Here is a 14,472-nt window from a genome sequence, read left to right on the forward strand (position 1 = left end):
CCGCGACCAGCAGCGGGGGCATCAGGACACGCATCCAGCCAAACGGCCCCGGCACGGCAGTCGTCAGGGTCGAGGGCGAACGATTCGCGCCATAGCGGAGCCCTTCTCTCCCAGATTCCTGCATGGGCCACAACCTTGTGAGGGGCTCCCGGTCGGGTAGGTGTGGGGGCGCGTGAAGTCGCCCGCCGCGGGGGGGGCTTTCATCAGAGCGGGTGCGTCATGTCCCCCGGCCGTACCCATTCGTCGAACTGCTCCGCCGTGACGAAGCCGAGCTTCAGCGCGGCGGCGCGCAGCGTCAGGTCCTCGCGGTAGGCTTTGAGCGATATCTGCGCCGACTTCTCGTAGCCGATGTGCGGGTTGAGCGCGGTCACGAGCATCAGTGAGCCGTCGAGGTGCTCGCGAATCCGCCGTTCGTTCGGGGCGATGCCGGCGGCGCAACGGTCGTTGAACGAGCGCGCACCTTCGGCCAGCAATTGAGTCGACGCGAGGACATTGTGCAGGATGACCGGCTTGTACACGTTCAGCTGGAAATTCCCCTGCGACCCCGCGAAGGCCACCGCATGGTCGTTCCCGAACACCTGCACGGCGACCATGGTCAGCGCCTCGCACTGCGTCGGATTGATCTTCCCCGGCATGATCGACGAACCGGGCTCGTTCTCCGGAATCCGGAGCTCTGCGAATCCGGCGCGGGGCCCGCAGGCGTACCAGCGCACGTCGTTCGCGACCTTCATGAGCGCGCCCGCGAGCGTCCGGAGTGCGGCGCTGACGTTCACCATCGCATCGTGCGCCGACAGTGCAGCGAACTTGTTCGGAGCCGAGACGAAGGGTTTGCCCGTCTCCTCGGCGATCTTCCGCGCGGCCACCTCGCCGAAGCGTGGGTGGGCGTTGAGCCCGGTGCCGACCGCCGTGCCACCGATCGCGAGCGCACACACGCCGGGCAGGGCGCAGTCGATCCCCTCGAGCGCCTGATCGAGCTGCGCGACCCAGCCGGAGATCACCTGGCCGAGGGTCAGCGGCGTGGCGTCCTGGAGATGCGTCCGCCCGACCATGACGATGCTCGAGGACCGTAGGGCCTTGGCGTCCAGCGTGTCCCGCAACGTCCGGATCGCGGGCGTCAGCACACCAGCGAGCTGCTCGACCGTGGCGATGTGCATGATGGTCGGGAAGGTGTCGTTGGACGACTGGCTGTGGTTCACGTCGTCGTTCGGATGGATCGGCTTCTTCGACCCCACCGCCCCACCGGCGAGCTGGATCGCGCGATTCGCGATCACTTCGTTCGCGTTCATGTTCGTCTGCGTGCCCGACCCGGTCTGGAACACGACGAGCGGGAATTCGCCGTCGAGCTTCCCGTCGATGACCTCCTGCGCGGCGCGGACGATGAGGTCTACCTTCTCGCCCGGCAGCTGGCCCAGCTCGCCGTTGGCGAGCGCCGCGCACTTCTTCAGGATGCCGAGCGCGCGGATGACGGGGCGGCCCCAGCGGTAGCGGTCGACACCGATCGGAAAGTTCTGGTGTGACCGTTCCGTCTGGGCGCCCCACAGGTGATCGGCCGGCACCTCCACGTTGCCGAGCGCGTCCTCTTCGATTCGGAAACCGGACGCCGTTTGGTTCATGGGGCTCATTTCCTGCTCAGGCGGAGTGGTGATCTCGTGGTTGTGGTCTTTCATGGAGGGTCCCACATCTTCCATTCACGTCGTGTCCGGCGGCGCCCAACGCAGGCGACGTCTTCTCAGCCATCAGCAGCATGAGCAGTGCCGGAAGGTAGATGATCGAAGCGAATAGCAGGCGACGTGCCGTCGCGTTCGATCTCCGAAGCGCCAGCTGGGCTGCGTACCAGGCAAGCCCCGAGGTGAGCAGGAAGGCTCCGGGCAGGTACGCTCGATCCGCATGACCGAGGAACGTTGGCATCAGGCTCACCGGGAACAAGACGACCGCCGGCAATACGCACTGCCACCCCATGAAACGGCCTCGGCGCGCGCCAGCCGGAAGGACCACGTACCCGGCGCGATCGTAGTCCTCACGATACATCCAGGCGATCGCCATGACGTGCGGGAACTGCCACAGGAACAGGATGCCGTAGAGTATCCACGCCTCGGCGCTCAGCCGTCCCGACGCGGCCGCCCACCCGATCACTGGGGGCATGGCGCCCGAACACGCGCCCAGCAGAGTGCAGAGCGGCGTCTTCCGCTTCAGCGGCGTGTAGACGGCAAGGTAGGTCGCCACCGTGAACACGCCGAGCACGCTCGTCAGTGTGTTGACGGCCGCCGCAAGATACAGCGCACCCGCAACCGTCAGCACGACGCCGAAGCGCAAGGCCGCCGCCGGAGCCAACCGGCCCGCAGCCAAGGGCCGCCGCGCCGTTCGCCGCATCCGCGCATCGAAGCGCCGCTCGACGTACTGATTGAGCGTTGCGGCGCCGCCCGCCACCAGCAGAGTACCCAGCACCGCCTGAAGGCATCGCATCACCGGGAAGGCGTCGACGTAGGTCGGACAGGCCAGGTAGAAGCCCGCGCCGGTTGCGACCACGATCAGGACGTTCACCTCCGGCTTGGTCAATGTCCAATACTCGACGGCGACCCACGGGCGCACCCTCGGAATGCGTGCTGTGCCTACCGTGCCCGCCGTCGCCGCAATGGTTCTGGTCATGGCCATCTCAGCCGACCTGTGGTTCCGCTGCACGAGACCAGCGCAACGCGATCCCACGTACTACGCGGCGCGGGTACATTCGCGGCGGCGATAAGATCTGGAGCGTGACCACGACCGCCGGCACCACGTAAATGAGCGTGACGGACACCCACATCAGTGCGCCGGCGCACTCCTGGTCGCCCAGGGGGGAAACGTGCAGGAGCCGCGGGGCCGAAAGGTAGGAGGGGTATACGACGCGGTCGCAACATACCAGAAACGCAGACAGCGCGTCGCACGGCAAGGTCGCCGCGAACAGGTACAAGGGGATCGACCAGCGCGGTGTCGTCGCCGGACTCCTCCGCCACTGGACGACTGGCGTCCAGAACAAGAGCCCCGTCGCGAAGAAGCTCGCGGCCTGGACGTCATGCCACCAGCGCGAACGCACGCCCAGCTCAAAGGCGGCGGGAACATGCCATCCGATCAGGGCCACCACCGGGGCGAGCCAACAGACCACGGGGTTCGTGAGGAGCCGTCGAAGCGATCTCGTGCGTAGCGAACGGAGGACCTGCCAGAACGCGCGGCGAGCCGGACGCCAGGGCAGTCCGTACCGAAGTGGCAGGGCCGGCGCGCCGATGAGGATCAACGGCGGCGCAACCGCCATCAGCAAGACATGCTGCACCATGTGAACCGAGAGGAGCTCATGATGGAATGCCGTGAGCGGAGACCCGATCGCGGTCCACACCGACAGTAGTCCGATCACGAAGGCACCGAGCTGCCGAACCGTCATCGCGCTCGGAACCCTTCCCCGAATGCGAAACCAGCCGCGCGCATACACCAACGCCACGAGAGCCGCCGAGAGTGTCGCCGGCATCTCGCATGTCGCGTGGACCGGATGCACCATGGGTGACCCTACGGCCGCAGCGAGGACGCTCCGTCCCCGCCCGTGCTCAGCGCGACCGCCCGAGAGGCATCGCGTGCCGGCGACTGCCCGGCGGGATGCAGTGTTTCGAGGAACGCCACGAGCGCCGTGGTCTCCGCAGGGCTCAGGTTCTTTCCGTACGCGGGCATGTTGCCGCCGCCCTGGATGACTTGGCGGATCAGTTGATCCTGCGTGAGCCGGACGGCGACGGAATCGAGCGCCGGTCCGCGCTGCCCGCCGCGGTCGTCCAGCGCATGGCAGTTGTGGCACTGCTTGACTTGAAACACGAGCGCTCCTTGCCGCTCCAGCGCCGTGCTGCCCTTCAGATATCGCGGAGGAATCGGGTCGCTGCTCCACGCATCCATCGCCGGACTCCACGGTGCATGACCGGACAGATGGGTGAAGGTCCCGAGCGCGACCGCCACGAGCAGGATGGTCAGCACCGCGATCGGGCGCCGCTGCCAGCTCTTCTCGCCCTCACCGGACACGAAGGGAAGTCCAAGCAGCACGAGCAGCACGATCGCCGGTCCGATCAACAACACGGGAGTTTCCAGCGACGGCGGGAGCAACGACAACACGGCATAGAGCCATAAGAAGAAGAAATCGGGGCGCGGCGCAGTCTGGATGATCGTCGGGTCGGGCGTACCGCCTGGACCGAAGGGGCCGAGCATTGCAGCGCACGCGGCAATCGACAGCAGCATGCAGCCGGAGAAGAAGATGTCCTTCCACACGGCGGCCGGGACGAACGGCACCCCCTGCGCGCCATGCGTCAGCTGATGATACTCCTGGAGATACGTCGCGCGGCGCACGACACGCCCCGGCATCGGCCATTCGTTGACGCCGAGCCTCAGCACCAGAAGCAGATGCACGGCAATGAATGCGATCAGCAGTCCGGGGATGACGAACACATGCAGCGCGAAGAAGCGCGACAGCGTCGTGCCCGCGATGATCGGACCGCCGAGCAACAGGTTCACCAGCCACGGCCCGAGCACCGGGACCCGGCTGGAGATCGACGCGCCGATCCCGAGTCCCCAATAGGCATCCTGATCGAACCGCAGGACCTGCCCCGTGAACGCCATGCCGAGCGTCATCAGGAGCAAGAGGACGCCGACGATCCAGGTCAACTCTCTGGGGAATTTGTATGCCCCGAAGAGGAAGACCTGCACCATGTGAATGAGGACGATGGCGATCATGAAATTCGAGCCCCATCCGTGCAGCGCGCGGATGAACCAGCCCATGGAGATTTCGTGATTCAGGAGCTGCAGGCTGTTCCAGGCCTCGCCCGCCGACGGCACATACACCAGGGCGAGCAGAATGCCGGTGACGATCTGCAGGACGAAAACGGTCAGCGCGGCACTGCCGAACACGTAGAACCAGCTCGCGGTCTGGCGCGGGATCGGGTGCGCCATCGTCGCCTGGATGGGGGCGGCGAGTTGGAGGCGCTGATCGAGCCACTCGCTTACACGCTGGATCAAGCGCACGACGGCTTCTCCGCGGCGACGGCCGCCAGGCGCCCGGGCGTGGGGAGTTCACCGGCTTTGATGAGAAGATTTCCCGCTTCGATCTTGTAGCGATACTCGAACAAGCCACGGTCCGGTGGTCCGGAGGCGCGCGAGCCGTCCGCGTAGTACGCGCCACCGTGGCAGGGGCACATGAACAAGTCGGATTGCGGGAACCAACGGACGGGGCACCCGAGGTGCGCGCAGTTGACGGCGAAGACCTGAAAGTCGTCACCTGCAACGTGGCGCACCCAGCAGGCGATTGTCCCCGTTTCGCCGTCCCACGGGTTCACCACCGGGTTGCGATAGGTCGCGAAACGCGTCTGACCTTGGGGGAACTGATCGAGAGAGCCGAGTGAGAGCCACGCCTCGTATCCTGGCCGGCGCTCACGCGTGAGCGGGGACAGGATGTAGCGCACGATGGGTACGCCCATCAGCGTCGCGACGAGCACGTTGAAGCCGACCCCAAGCCTGACGAGCAACGCCCGTCGCGACAGTCCCTCGGTCACGGTCATTGAAGTCCTCCCACGGTGAACGCCTCACGCGCGTCTCGGCTACTCGAGTCCGGTCGTGAAAGCCGCGGCCGTCGCGCCGCCAGCCAAGCGACGACGTCGGAGACATCCTCGGACGACAGCGGTGTGCCCGGCACGTTGCCCCGCCAGTCTGGAGCGCCCATTTCGGGCCGCCCGACGATGACGGTCGTGCGCAAGCCCTGGTCGCTCACCAGGGCGAGATACGTACCCTCGACGATCGAGCCGGCGCGCTGTCCTCCGCGCCCGTCGGCACCGTGACACGAAGAGCAATAGCGGGCGTACACGTCCGCGCCCCGCGCGGGATTGCCGGCCGCCGGCGCAGCGTAGGGCGGAACGTCCGCATCGCCGAGGACGTTCGGCTTGCCCCAGCGCGCGCGGATGCCCTTCACGATGGCGTCGATCTGCTCCTCGGTCAGCAGACCTCCAGCGCCCTGCGCGAACGCCGGCATGGCGGTTCCCGGAACACCGTCGCTGGTGACACGGCGGATCGTCGCGTCGTCCGCGATGGCGAGATACACGGGGTCGGCCAACCCGATCGCCGCTCCCCCGCTGCCGTTCGCCCCGTGGCATCCGGCGCAGTTCGTCGCGTAGAGCAGGCCGAAGTCGACGACCTTGTTGGGCGCAACCACTGCGGAGTCCGCCGCCGGGCGTCCAGGCGCACCGTCGCACCCGAAGGCCGTGCTCACGAGGGCGGCGAGCAGAAGGACCCGATAGCTCATTCCCCTCGATCCTCCGGGTGTTCATGCATCAGCCCGGGCGCTTCGAGACCGGCGCGCACGGCGAACGGCAGGCGCTGCCAGGTACGGACGCGCTCGTGCCGAGACACGACGATGCCCGCGACGACCCCGAATCCCACCTGCGACAGCACGAACCAGAGCCAGTTGATCCGTGCATTGAGCACCGGATTGATGATGCCGAGCGCGCTGTAGAGGAGGCCGGACCACATCAGCGGCGCGATGAAGCCTCCCAGCAGAATGGGCCGGCGCGGTAACATCGGCAGCATCGCGCCATAGAGCACCCCGACCAGCAGAGACGTCAGGAGGTGAATCAGCACCGCGACGAGGAACGCATTGAGATGAAACGCGGCGAGCTGCTCCGTGCTCGCCGTTACTGCGGCCGGGAAGAAGCCGGCAGCGAGCAGATTGATCGGATACCAGACGCTGCGCTGGCTCAGCAGCCCGTACAGCATCGCCAAGACGGCCATGGCGACGGCGCCAGCCAGACCGCCCCTGATGCCCGCCGAGACCGGATAGGTCTCCAGCGGCAGCCACGCGCGGGGCAGTTCGCCGGCGAGCTCGATGCGCGCCACGTTGCGCCGCGACGTCACCGCCGCCGGCAGTTCCGGCCGTACGGGCACGACGTCGTGTGCCTCCTGCGGCAGCACGTCTCGGAACCAGCCAACGGCGCCCGCGATCATGAGGAGGGCACCCAGAACGCTGAGCGACTCGTTCGTCACCAGTCCGGCGAACAGCAGCGTGGTGCCGAACGCGAGCACGAGCGGCCATGCGGTCGGGGCAGGAACTTCGAGGGTGTTCGGCATTCCTGCCCGGGCGTTCGTGGGTGCGTCAGTGGCCATTCACCTGTCCCTGCCTCACCGCCCGATGACGTAGACCACGGTGAAGACGACGATCCAGACCGCGTCGACGAAGTGCCAATACAAGGACAACACGTCCAGGCGCTCGGTATGCTCCTGGCCGACACGTCCGCCGAGTCCGAGAAGCAACACCGTCAGGAGCCCCAGCAGGCCGACGGTCACGTGAAACGCATGCAAGCCGACCAATGAGTAGTACGACGTTCCGAACAGGTTCGTGCGGACGGTGAGACCCTGATCGTAAATCAGGTGATGCCACTCACGGGCAGTGCCGCCGAGGAACACCGCTCCGAGCGCGATGGTGAAGGCCCACCACAGCTCGAAGGTGCGCATCCTCGCGCGGCGCAGCGCGGCCACCGCACGGTGGATGGTGAGGCTGCTCGAAAGCAGACAGATCGTGAGGAAGACCGGGGCGTGCAGGACCTCGTTGGGCAGAGGACCCACCAGGCTCTTGCCCACGTAGAAGAGGTAGGCGACGACGAAGATCGTGAAGATCGCCGCCTCCGCGGCGATGAGCCCGTACATGGCGACGCGACCCCGGTCGGGAAGGGGCCATGCGACCGTGTCGGGGACTGCCGCGGCGCCGATCACTGCTCGTACTTCCAATCGGGATCCTCAGGATGCTTGAGATCCCATAGCGGCCGCCGGCTGCGCACGACCGGCAGCGCCGCGAAGTTGTAAACCGGAGGCGGCGATTCCGTGGACCACTCGAGCGTCCACGCATCCCAGGGATCGCTGCCGGCCCTGTCCCCCTCGAAGTAGGACCAGACCAGGTTGCCGACGAACACCAGCGTGCCGAGCCCCTGGAAGACCACACCAATCGTCACCCAGAGGTTCCACGCGTCCCACCCGCGCCCGGGCTCGTAGGTGTATATCCGGCGCGGCATGCCGAGAATCCCGGGTACGTGCATGCAGTCGAACGTCAAGTGGAAGCCGATGAGGAATAGCCAGAAGTGCAGCTTGCCGAGCGTCTCGCTGCACATCCTGCCGGAGACTTTCGGGAACCAGTAGTAGAACCCACCGAAGAGCGCGAAGAGGATCGCGCCCACGATGACGTAGTGAAAGTGGGCGACGAGGAAGTACGACCCCCCCAGCTGCCAATCGAACGGCGCGCAAGCCAGCATGACGCCGGTGAGCCCGCCGATGAGGAACTGGAACAGAAAGCCCGTGCAGAACAGCATCGGCGTCCGGAACTGAATCGTGCCGCCCCACATGGTCGCGAGCCAGTTGAATATCTTGATCCCGGTCGGCACGGCGATCGCCATCGTCGACAGGACGAAGAACCCGTTCGCAGCGGGGCTCATGCCCACCGTGAACATGTGGTGCGCCCATACGCTCATGGAGATGAACCCGATGCAGACCGTGGCCGCCACCATGACCGGGTAGCCGAAGATCGGCTTGCGCGAGAACACCGGGATGATCTCGGACACGACGGCGAAGGCGGGGATCACGAGCACGTACACTTCCGGATGGCCGAAGACCCAGAAGAAGTGCATCCATATGACCGCCGAGCCGCCCGCCTGCGTGTCGAAGAAGTGCCCGCCCAGGTAGCGGTCGACGAGCAACATCATCTGCGCCGCGGAGAGCGGGCTCACGGCCAGGATGACCAGTCCCGCCATGGTGAGGCTCAGCCACGCGAACAGCGGCATTCGCCCGAGGGTCATCCCCGGGCACCGCAGGCACAGGATGGTAGTCAGGATGTTGATGGCGGTTCCGATGCTGCCGAAACCCGACACCAGCAGCGCCAGCGTCCAGTAGTCGGTGCTGTGTCCCGGCGAAAAGGTCTTCGCGGTCAACGGTGCGTATGCAAACCATCCTACGTCCGGCGCCGTGCCCGCGCCGTACAGGCCGCTGCCGCCGAGAAAGCTGAAGTGCAGCAGCACTCCTCCGAACGCGGTGAGCCAGAAGCTGAAGGCGTTCAGCCGCGGGAACGCCATGTCCCGGGCGCCGATCATCAGCGGGACGAGGTAGTTGGCGAACCCGAACACGAGGGGCATGGCGACGAAGAAGATCATCGTGGTGCCATGCATCGTGAACATGCGGTTGAAGACTTGCGGCGACACGAAGTCGTTGTGCGGCGCCATCAACTGTATGCGCATGATCGCCGCCTCGATTCCCGCGACCACGAGAAGAACGAGGGCATAGACGACGTACAGGATGCCCAGACGCTTGTGATCGACGGTGGTGACCCAGTCGTGCAGTCTCTCGACGAGCGGACGCCGCGCCACGTCGCTCTGCATCCACGGGATCGAGGCGGTCGTCATCGAGGGCCTCTCCACGCTAACGCAGGGACTCCAGGTAGTCCGCTACCGCGTTCACGTCCGCGTCGCTCAAGTTCATCGCCGGCATCAGCGATCCGGGCTTGAGGGTGTCGGGGTTCCGAATCCACAGCCGGAGATTCTCCGGCGTGTTCGCCGCCGCGCCCGCCGCGATGGTGTCGCGGCTCATGAAGTGCGTCAGATCCGGGCCGAAGCGGCCTCCGGCAGCGGTGCCGGCGACGGCGTGACAATTCACGCAGGCAGTCGTCTCGAAGACGTCCCGACCGCGTGCGACGGCGCCGTCGGCCTGCGCCGGTCGCCGCTGCGCTTCGATCCAGCGGTCGAAGTCCTCGCGCGAGTCGACGTAAACGCGCAGGAGCATCTTGGCGTGCTGCGTTCCGCAATATTGCGCGCACTGACCGAGGTAGAGTCCGGTCTCGTGCGGGTCGATCCACATCGAATTGGGGTGGTTCGGAATCAGGTCGGTCTTCCCGGCCAGGCGCGGCACCCAGAAGCTATGGTCGGTATCGGCGGAGAGCAGCGTCAGGAACGTCGGCGCCGGGTCCGCCGCGTCGCTGACCGGCACATGCAGCTCGTTCGCGGTCACGACGTCGAACGCCGGGTATCGATACTCCCACCAGTACTGGTGACCGATCACGACGACGTCGAGGGCGTTCCGTGGCTTCGCCGGGTGCTGGGTACTGGCGATCATGCGGGCGGTCGCGAGAAACAGCGCCACGACGATCAGCACGGGGATGATCGTCCACGCCAGCTCCACCTCGTAGCTGCCATACACCTGCGGCGGCTCGGTACCGTCGTCGTTCGTCTTTCTCCTGAACCGTACGACCGCGTAGAGCAGCAGGCCGAAGACGGTCACGAAGATGGCCGCGGTCACCGCCAGCACGAACAGCGACAGTTCGAAGATGGAGTCGGCGGGCGTGGAGACGGGAGCGAAGATGCTGGTCGGGCTGAGCGGCTGCGTCGCCGATGCCCCCGAGGGGGCCGTCGGAGAAAGCAGAGCGGCCAAGGCCGCCACTGCACGTCTCGCCGTGCTTGCCATCTCAAGGCCGGTAGGCAGGCGCCCACTGCGCCGCTGCCACGCGCCGGCGAAGCTCGTCCCCGGACATCTTCGGAGCGAGCCCGGCCCTTTGTGCCTCCCGACCAATGGCCGCGGCGATCTCCGCCGCCACCCTCCGAATGTCGGTCAAAGCCGGGAGCAGCGACGCAGAAGCATCTTTGAGGGCCGGCGAATTCGCCGCGAGCTCCCGGGCCGCCGCGAGCATCATCGCATCGGTGACGCGCGAGGCGCCGGACGCGACGACTCCAAGGCCGATGGCCGGGAAGATGTAGACGTTGTTGCACTGGGCGATCGGAATCGTGCGCCCGCCATGGCTGACAGGGGCAAACGGCGAACCCGTCGCAACCAGGGCGCGCCCGTCGGTCCATCGAATCAGATCGGCGGCTTGCGCTTCCGATTTGGTGGTCGGATTCGAGAGCGGGAAGATGATCGGCCGCTGGACCTTGCGCCCCATCTCACGAACGACCGTCTCCGTGAACGCCCCTCCCACGGTGGAGAGACCGATCAGGATGGTCGCCTCGATCTTTCCGATCACATCAGTAAGTCCCACTTGGCCCGTCGAAGTTCGCGGCCATCCGGACACGCGGTCCGCCGGCTGGGCATATATCCTCTGTTCCGGGGTGAGGTTCTGTCGCCCCGAATGCAGAAGACCGTCTTTGTCGACCACCCAGAACCGGCTACGCGCCTCCTGGTCGGACAGCCCTTCGCCCGTCAGCGCCGCTCGCAACCCATCGGCGACGCCGATGCCGGCCGAACCCGCGCCGAGCATGACGATCTGCTGATCCTTCAAACTCCTGCCGCTCACTTTCACTGCGGCCAGAACCGCGCCGAGGCCGACGGCCGCCGTCCCCTGGATGTCGTCATTGAAGGTCAGCAACTCGTCGCGATAGCGCTGCAGAATCGGCCGGGCGTGTGGGGTCGCAAAGTCCTCCCATTGCAGACACGTCCCCGGAAGCTCCTGCTTGATCGCCCGAACAAACTGATCGACGAAGTCGAAGTAAGGCTGCCCGGTGATGCGCTCGTGGCGCCAGCCGACATATTCGGGGTCGTCGAGTCGTTCGCGGTTGTTGGTCCCGACGTCCAAGACGATGGGCAGCGTCCGCTCCGGACGAATCCCGCCGATCAGCGTGTAGAGGGACAGCTTGCCGATCGGGATGCCGAGGCCGCCCGCACCCTGGTCGCCGATCCCGAGGATGCGCTCGCCGTCCGTGACGACGACGACGTCCACCTCCGGGTTCGGGCGGTTGCGCAGGAGCGTCGGGATGGAGTCCCGCAACGGGTACGAGACGAAGAGGCCGCGCGGCCGGCGGTAGATGTGGCTGAACTGCTGACACGCCAGAGCGACCACGGGCGTGTAGACGATCGGCGTCATCTCTTCGATGTGGTCGAGGAGCAGCCGGTAGAAGAGCACCTCGTTCGTGTCCTGGAGGGCGCGCAGGTAGATGTGCCGCTCGAGGTCGTCGTTCTTGCGCTGGTATGCCTCGTAGGCACGCGTCACCTGGTGGTCCAGCGTCTCGACGTGCGGGGGGAGAAGCCCGTGGAGTCCGAGCTCGCTCCGCTCCTCATCGGTGAACGCCGTCCCCTTGTTCAGGATCGGCAGGTTGAGGACCTCTGTACCCGACCGGCGGCCTCGTTCGGCTGTCTTCGTCATGTCCTACGCGTCCTCATGGGCCGGGCGCTGCGGTGCGCCGGCGATCGCGAGCGGCTCGCGACGGCGACGGAAGGCAGCCCGGATCACGTCACGGTTCAGCCCCGCAATGAACTCGAGCGGGATGCCCTTCGGGCACACGGCCTCGCACTCGCCGTGGTTGGAGCAGGTCCCGAACACCTCGCGGCCCATGGCCGCGACCATGTTCAGCGTCCGCGCGTCGCGCTCGGGCTGGCCCTGGGGGAGCGAATTCAAGTGGACGACCTTGGCGGCGGTGAAGAGCATCGCCGACGCGTTCGGGCAGGACGCGACGCACGCGCCGCAGCCGATGCACGCGGCGGCGTCGAACGCCGTGTCCGCGGCTTCCTTCGGGACGAGGACGGCGTTGGCGTCGGGAGCGCTGCCGGTCGGCGCGGTGATGTAGCCGCCAACCTGGATGATGCGGTCGAACGCCGAGCGATCGACGACGAGATCTCTGACGACGGGGAAGGCACGCGCGCGCCACGGCTCGAGGGTCAACGCGTCGCCGTCCTTGAAGAAGCGCATGTGGAGCTGGCAGACGGTGGTGTGCCGGCGCGGGCCGTGGGGGACGCCGTCGATGAGGAACCCGCACGAGCCGCAGATGCCCTCGCGGCAGTCGTGCTCGAACGCGACCGGCTCATCGCCGCCCTCCTGCAGGTGCTCATTGAGGACGTCGAGCATCTCGAGGAACGACATCTCGGGCGTCACGCCGTCCACCTGGTAGGTGACGAATCGTCCCGGCGCGTTCCGGTCCTCCTGCCGCCAGATTCGCAGGCTGAGCTTCATTTGTAGCTCCGCTGGGCCAGGTGGACGTGCTCGAACTGGAGCGGTTCCTTGTGGAGCGTCGGGGGCTGGCCCGAACCGGTCCACTCCCATGCCGCCACGTAGCAGAAGTTGTCGTCGTCGCGTCGGGCCTCGCCTTCCGTCGTCTGGCTCTCGACGCGGAAGTGGCCGCCGCAGGACTCCGTCCGGTGGAGCGCGTCGATGCACATCAGTTCCGCGAGCTCGAGGAAGTCGGCGACGCGACCGGCCTTCTCGAGCGATTGGTTCAGCTGCTCGCCGGTGCCGAGCACGCGGATGTTCTCGTGGAACTCCTGCCGCAGCTCCGGAATCTTCGCGAGGGCCTGTCGGAGACCGGCGTCCGACCGGGCCATCCCGCACTCGTCCCACATGAGACGGCCGAGATCGCGGTGGAACGAATCGACCGTCCGCCGGCCGTCGGCCCGGAGCAGCGCGTGCGTGCGCCGACGGACGTCTTCTTCGGCCTCCCGGAAGGCGGCGTGCGAGGGATCGACCTTGTCGAGCGCGGCCGTGGCGATGTAGTCCGGCACGGTCGCGGGGAGGATGAAGTAGCCGTCGGAGAGCCCCTGCATGAGGGCGCTGGCCCCCAGGCGGTTGGCGCCCTGGTCGGAGAAGTTGGCCTCGCCGGCGACGAACAGCCCAGGAATGGTCGACATCAGATGGTAGTCGACCCACAGGCCCCCCATGGTGTAGTGCGGCGCCGGGTAGATCCGCATCGGCACGCGATAGGCATCGTCGCCCGTGATGCGCTCGTAGATCTCGAAGAGGTTGCCGTACTTCTCCCGGACGTCATCGAGGCCGAGGCGCGCGATCGCGTCGGCGAAGTCGAGGTTGACGCCGTGGCCGCCCGGGCCGACGCCGCGACCTTCGTCGCAGACCTCCTTGGCAGCCCGTGAGGCGACGTCGCGTGGCACGAGGTTGCCGAAGCTCGGGTAGCGCCGCTCCAGGTAGTAGTCGCGCTCGCTCTCGGGGATGTCGTTCGGCCGGCGCGCCTCGCCCTTCTTCTTCGGAACCCAGACGCGCCCGTCGTTCCGTAGCGACTCCGACATGAGCGTCAGCTTCGACTGGTGCTCGCCCGACTGCGGGATGCAGGTCGGATGGATCTGCGTGAAGCACGGGTTGCCGAAGAGCGCTCCCCGGCGATGCGCGCGCCAGATCGCGGTGCAGTTCGACGCCTTGGCGTTGGTGGACAGGTAGAAGACGTTGCTGTAGCCGCCGGTCGCGAGCACCACCACATCGGCGACGTGCGACTCGATCGCGCCGGTCAGCACGTCTCGCGTCACGATCCCCCGCGCCTTGCCGTTGACGACGACCAGGTCGAGCATCTCCGTGCGGGGGTGCATCGTCACCGTCCCGGCGGCGATCTGCTGCTCCAGCGCCTGGTACGCGCCGAGCAGGAGCTGCTGGCCGGTCTGGCCGCGGGCGTAGAACGTCCGCTCGACCTGCACGCCGCCGAAGGAGCGCGTCTCGAGGAGCCCGCCGTAGTCGCGGGCGAACGG

13 protein-coding genes are annotated in these 14,472 nt (G+C 66.8%); all 13 read right to left on the reverse strand.

Features of this window, described 5'->3' with window-relative positions:
* Positions 1-203 precede the first annotated feature (203 nt).
* Positions 204-1,613, reverse strand: a complete 1,410-nt coding sequence (gene fumC, locus VMS22_06060) for a class II fumarate hydratase (protein ID HXJ33590.1) — start codon at positions 1,611-1,613, stop codon at positions 204-206.
* Positions 1,614-1,629: 16 nt separating this feature from the next.
* Positions 1,630-2,646 (reverse strand): heme o synthase, encoded by a 1,017-nt coding sequence (gene cyoE, locus VMS22_06065; GenBank protein ID HXJ33591.1) that lies wholly within the window; start codon positions 2,644-2,646, stop codon positions 1,630-1,632.
* 7 nt (positions 2,647-2,653) lie between these two features.
* A complete protein-coding gene (locus tag VMS22_06070) occupies positions 2,654-3,526 on the reverse strand; it encodes a cytochrome c oxidase assembly protein (protein HXJ33592.1) in 873 nt (290 codons plus the stop codon).
* Between the two features lie 8 nt (positions 3,527-3,534).
* The gene (locus VMS22_06075; GenBank protein HXJ33593.1) at positions 3,535-5,025 is read right to left on the reverse strand and encodes a cytochrome b N-terminal domain-containing protein; all 1,491 of its coding nucleotides are present in this window, start codon (positions 5,023-5,025) and stop codon (positions 3,535-3,537) included.
* The gene (locus VMS22_06080) at positions 5,016-5,558 is read right to left on the reverse strand and encodes a Rieske 2Fe-2S domain-containing protein (GenBank protein ID HXJ33594.1); all 543 of its coding nucleotides are present in this window, start codon (positions 5,556-5,558) and stop codon (positions 5,016-5,018) included. The genes VMS22_06075 and VMS22_06080 overlap by 10 nt, the downstream gene beginning before the upstream one ends.
* Positions 5,555-6,295, reverse strand: a complete 741-nt coding sequence (locus VMS22_06085) for a c-type cytochrome (GenBank protein ID HXJ33595.1) — start codon at positions 6,293-6,295, stop codon at positions 5,555-5,557. The genes VMS22_06080 and VMS22_06085 overlap by 4 nt, the downstream gene beginning before the upstream one ends.
* Complete coding sequence (locus VMS22_06090; protein ID HXJ33596.1) at positions 6,292-7,116, reverse strand: hypothetical protein; 825 nt, start codon at positions 7,114-7,116, stop codon at positions 6,292-6,294. The genes VMS22_06085 and VMS22_06090 overlap by 4 nt, the downstream gene beginning before the upstream one ends.
* Positions 7,117-7,167: 51 nt before the next feature.
* A complete protein-coding gene (locus tag VMS22_06095; protein HXJ33597.1) occupies positions 7,168-7,692 on the reverse strand; it encodes a cytochrome c oxidase subunit 3 in 525 nt (174 codons plus the stop codon).
* Between the two features lie 62 nt (positions 7,693-7,754).
* The gene (ctaD, locus tag VMS22_06100) at positions 7,755-9,431 is read right to left on the reverse strand and encodes a cytochrome c oxidase subunit I (protein HXJ33598.1); all 1,677 of its coding nucleotides are present in this window, start codon (positions 9,429-9,431) and stop codon (positions 7,755-7,757) included.
* A 16-nt stretch (positions 9,432-9,447) separates the two neighbouring features.
* Complete coding sequence (gene coxB, locus VMS22_06105) at positions 9,448-10,461, reverse strand: cytochrome c oxidase subunit II (GenBank protein ID HXJ33599.1); 1,014 nt, start codon at positions 10,459-10,461, stop codon at positions 9,448-9,450.
* 25 nt (positions 10,462-10,486) lie between these two features.
* Positions 10,487-12,154, reverse strand: a complete 1,668-nt coding sequence (locus VMS22_06110; protein ID HXJ33600.1) for an NAD-dependent malic enzyme — start codon at positions 12,152-12,154, stop codon at positions 10,487-10,489.
* Positions 12,155-12,157: 3 nt separating this feature from the next.
* Positions 12,158-12,958: a succinate dehydrogenase/fumarate reductase iron-sulfur subunit gene (locus tag VMS22_06115; protein HXJ33601.1), complete on the reverse strand. Its 801-nt coding sequence runs from the start codon at positions 12,956-12,958 to the stop codon at positions 12,158-12,160.
* Positions 12,955-14,472 (reverse strand): fumarate reductase/succinate dehydrogenase flavoprotein subunit (locus VMS22_06120; GenBank protein HXJ33602.1); only part of this gene is annotated, 1,518 nt, incomplete at its 5' end. The genes VMS22_06115 and VMS22_06120, both read right to left, overlap by 4 nt.

It is taken from the genome of Candidatus Eisenbacteria bacterium (assembly GCA_035577985.1).
GTDB lineage: Bacteria > Desulfobacterota > Binatia > DP-6 > DP-6 > DATJZY01.

Bases quoted from the DNA above. Each gene is read 5' to 3' on its own strand.
- fumC (HXJ33590.1), bottom strand. From the start codon at position 1,613: ATGAACCAAACGGCGTCCGGTTTCCGAATCGAAGAGGACGCGCTCGGC.
- cyoE (HXJ33591.1), bottom strand. From the start codon at position 2,646: ATGACCAGAACCATTGCGGCGACGGCGGGCACGGTAGGCACAGCACGC.
- VMS22_06070 (HXJ33592.1), bottom strand. From the start codon at position 3,526: ATGGTGCATCCGGTCCACGCGACATGCGAGATGCCGGCGACACTCTCG.
- VMS22_06080 (HXJ33594.1), bottom strand. From the start codon at position 5,558: ATGACCGTGACCGAGGGACTGTCGCGACGGGCGTTGCTCGTCAGGCTT.
- VMS22_06085 (HXJ33595.1), bottom strand. From the start codon at position 6,295: ATGAGCTATCGGGTCCTTCTGCTCGCCGCCCTCGTGAGCACGGCCTTC.
- VMS22_06090 (HXJ33596.1), bottom strand. From the start codon at position 7,116: ATGCCGAACACCCTCGAAGTTCCTGCCCCGACCGCATGGCCGCTCGTG.
- VMS22_06095 (HXJ33597.1), bottom strand. From the start codon at position 7,692: ATGTACGGGCTCATCGCCGCGGAGGCGGCGATCTTCACGATCTTCGTC.
- ctaD (HXJ33598.1), bottom strand. From the start codon at position 9,431: ATGACGACCGCCTCGATCCCGTGGATGCAGAGCGACGTGGCGCGGCGT.
- VMS22_06110 (HXJ33600.1), bottom strand. From the start codon at position 12,154: ATGACGAAGACAGCCGAACGAGGCCGCCGGTCGGGTACAGAGGTCCTC.
- VMS22_06115 (HXJ33601.1), bottom strand. From the start codon at position 12,958: ATGAAGCTCAGCCTGCGAATCTGGCGGCAGGAGGACCGGAACGCGCCG.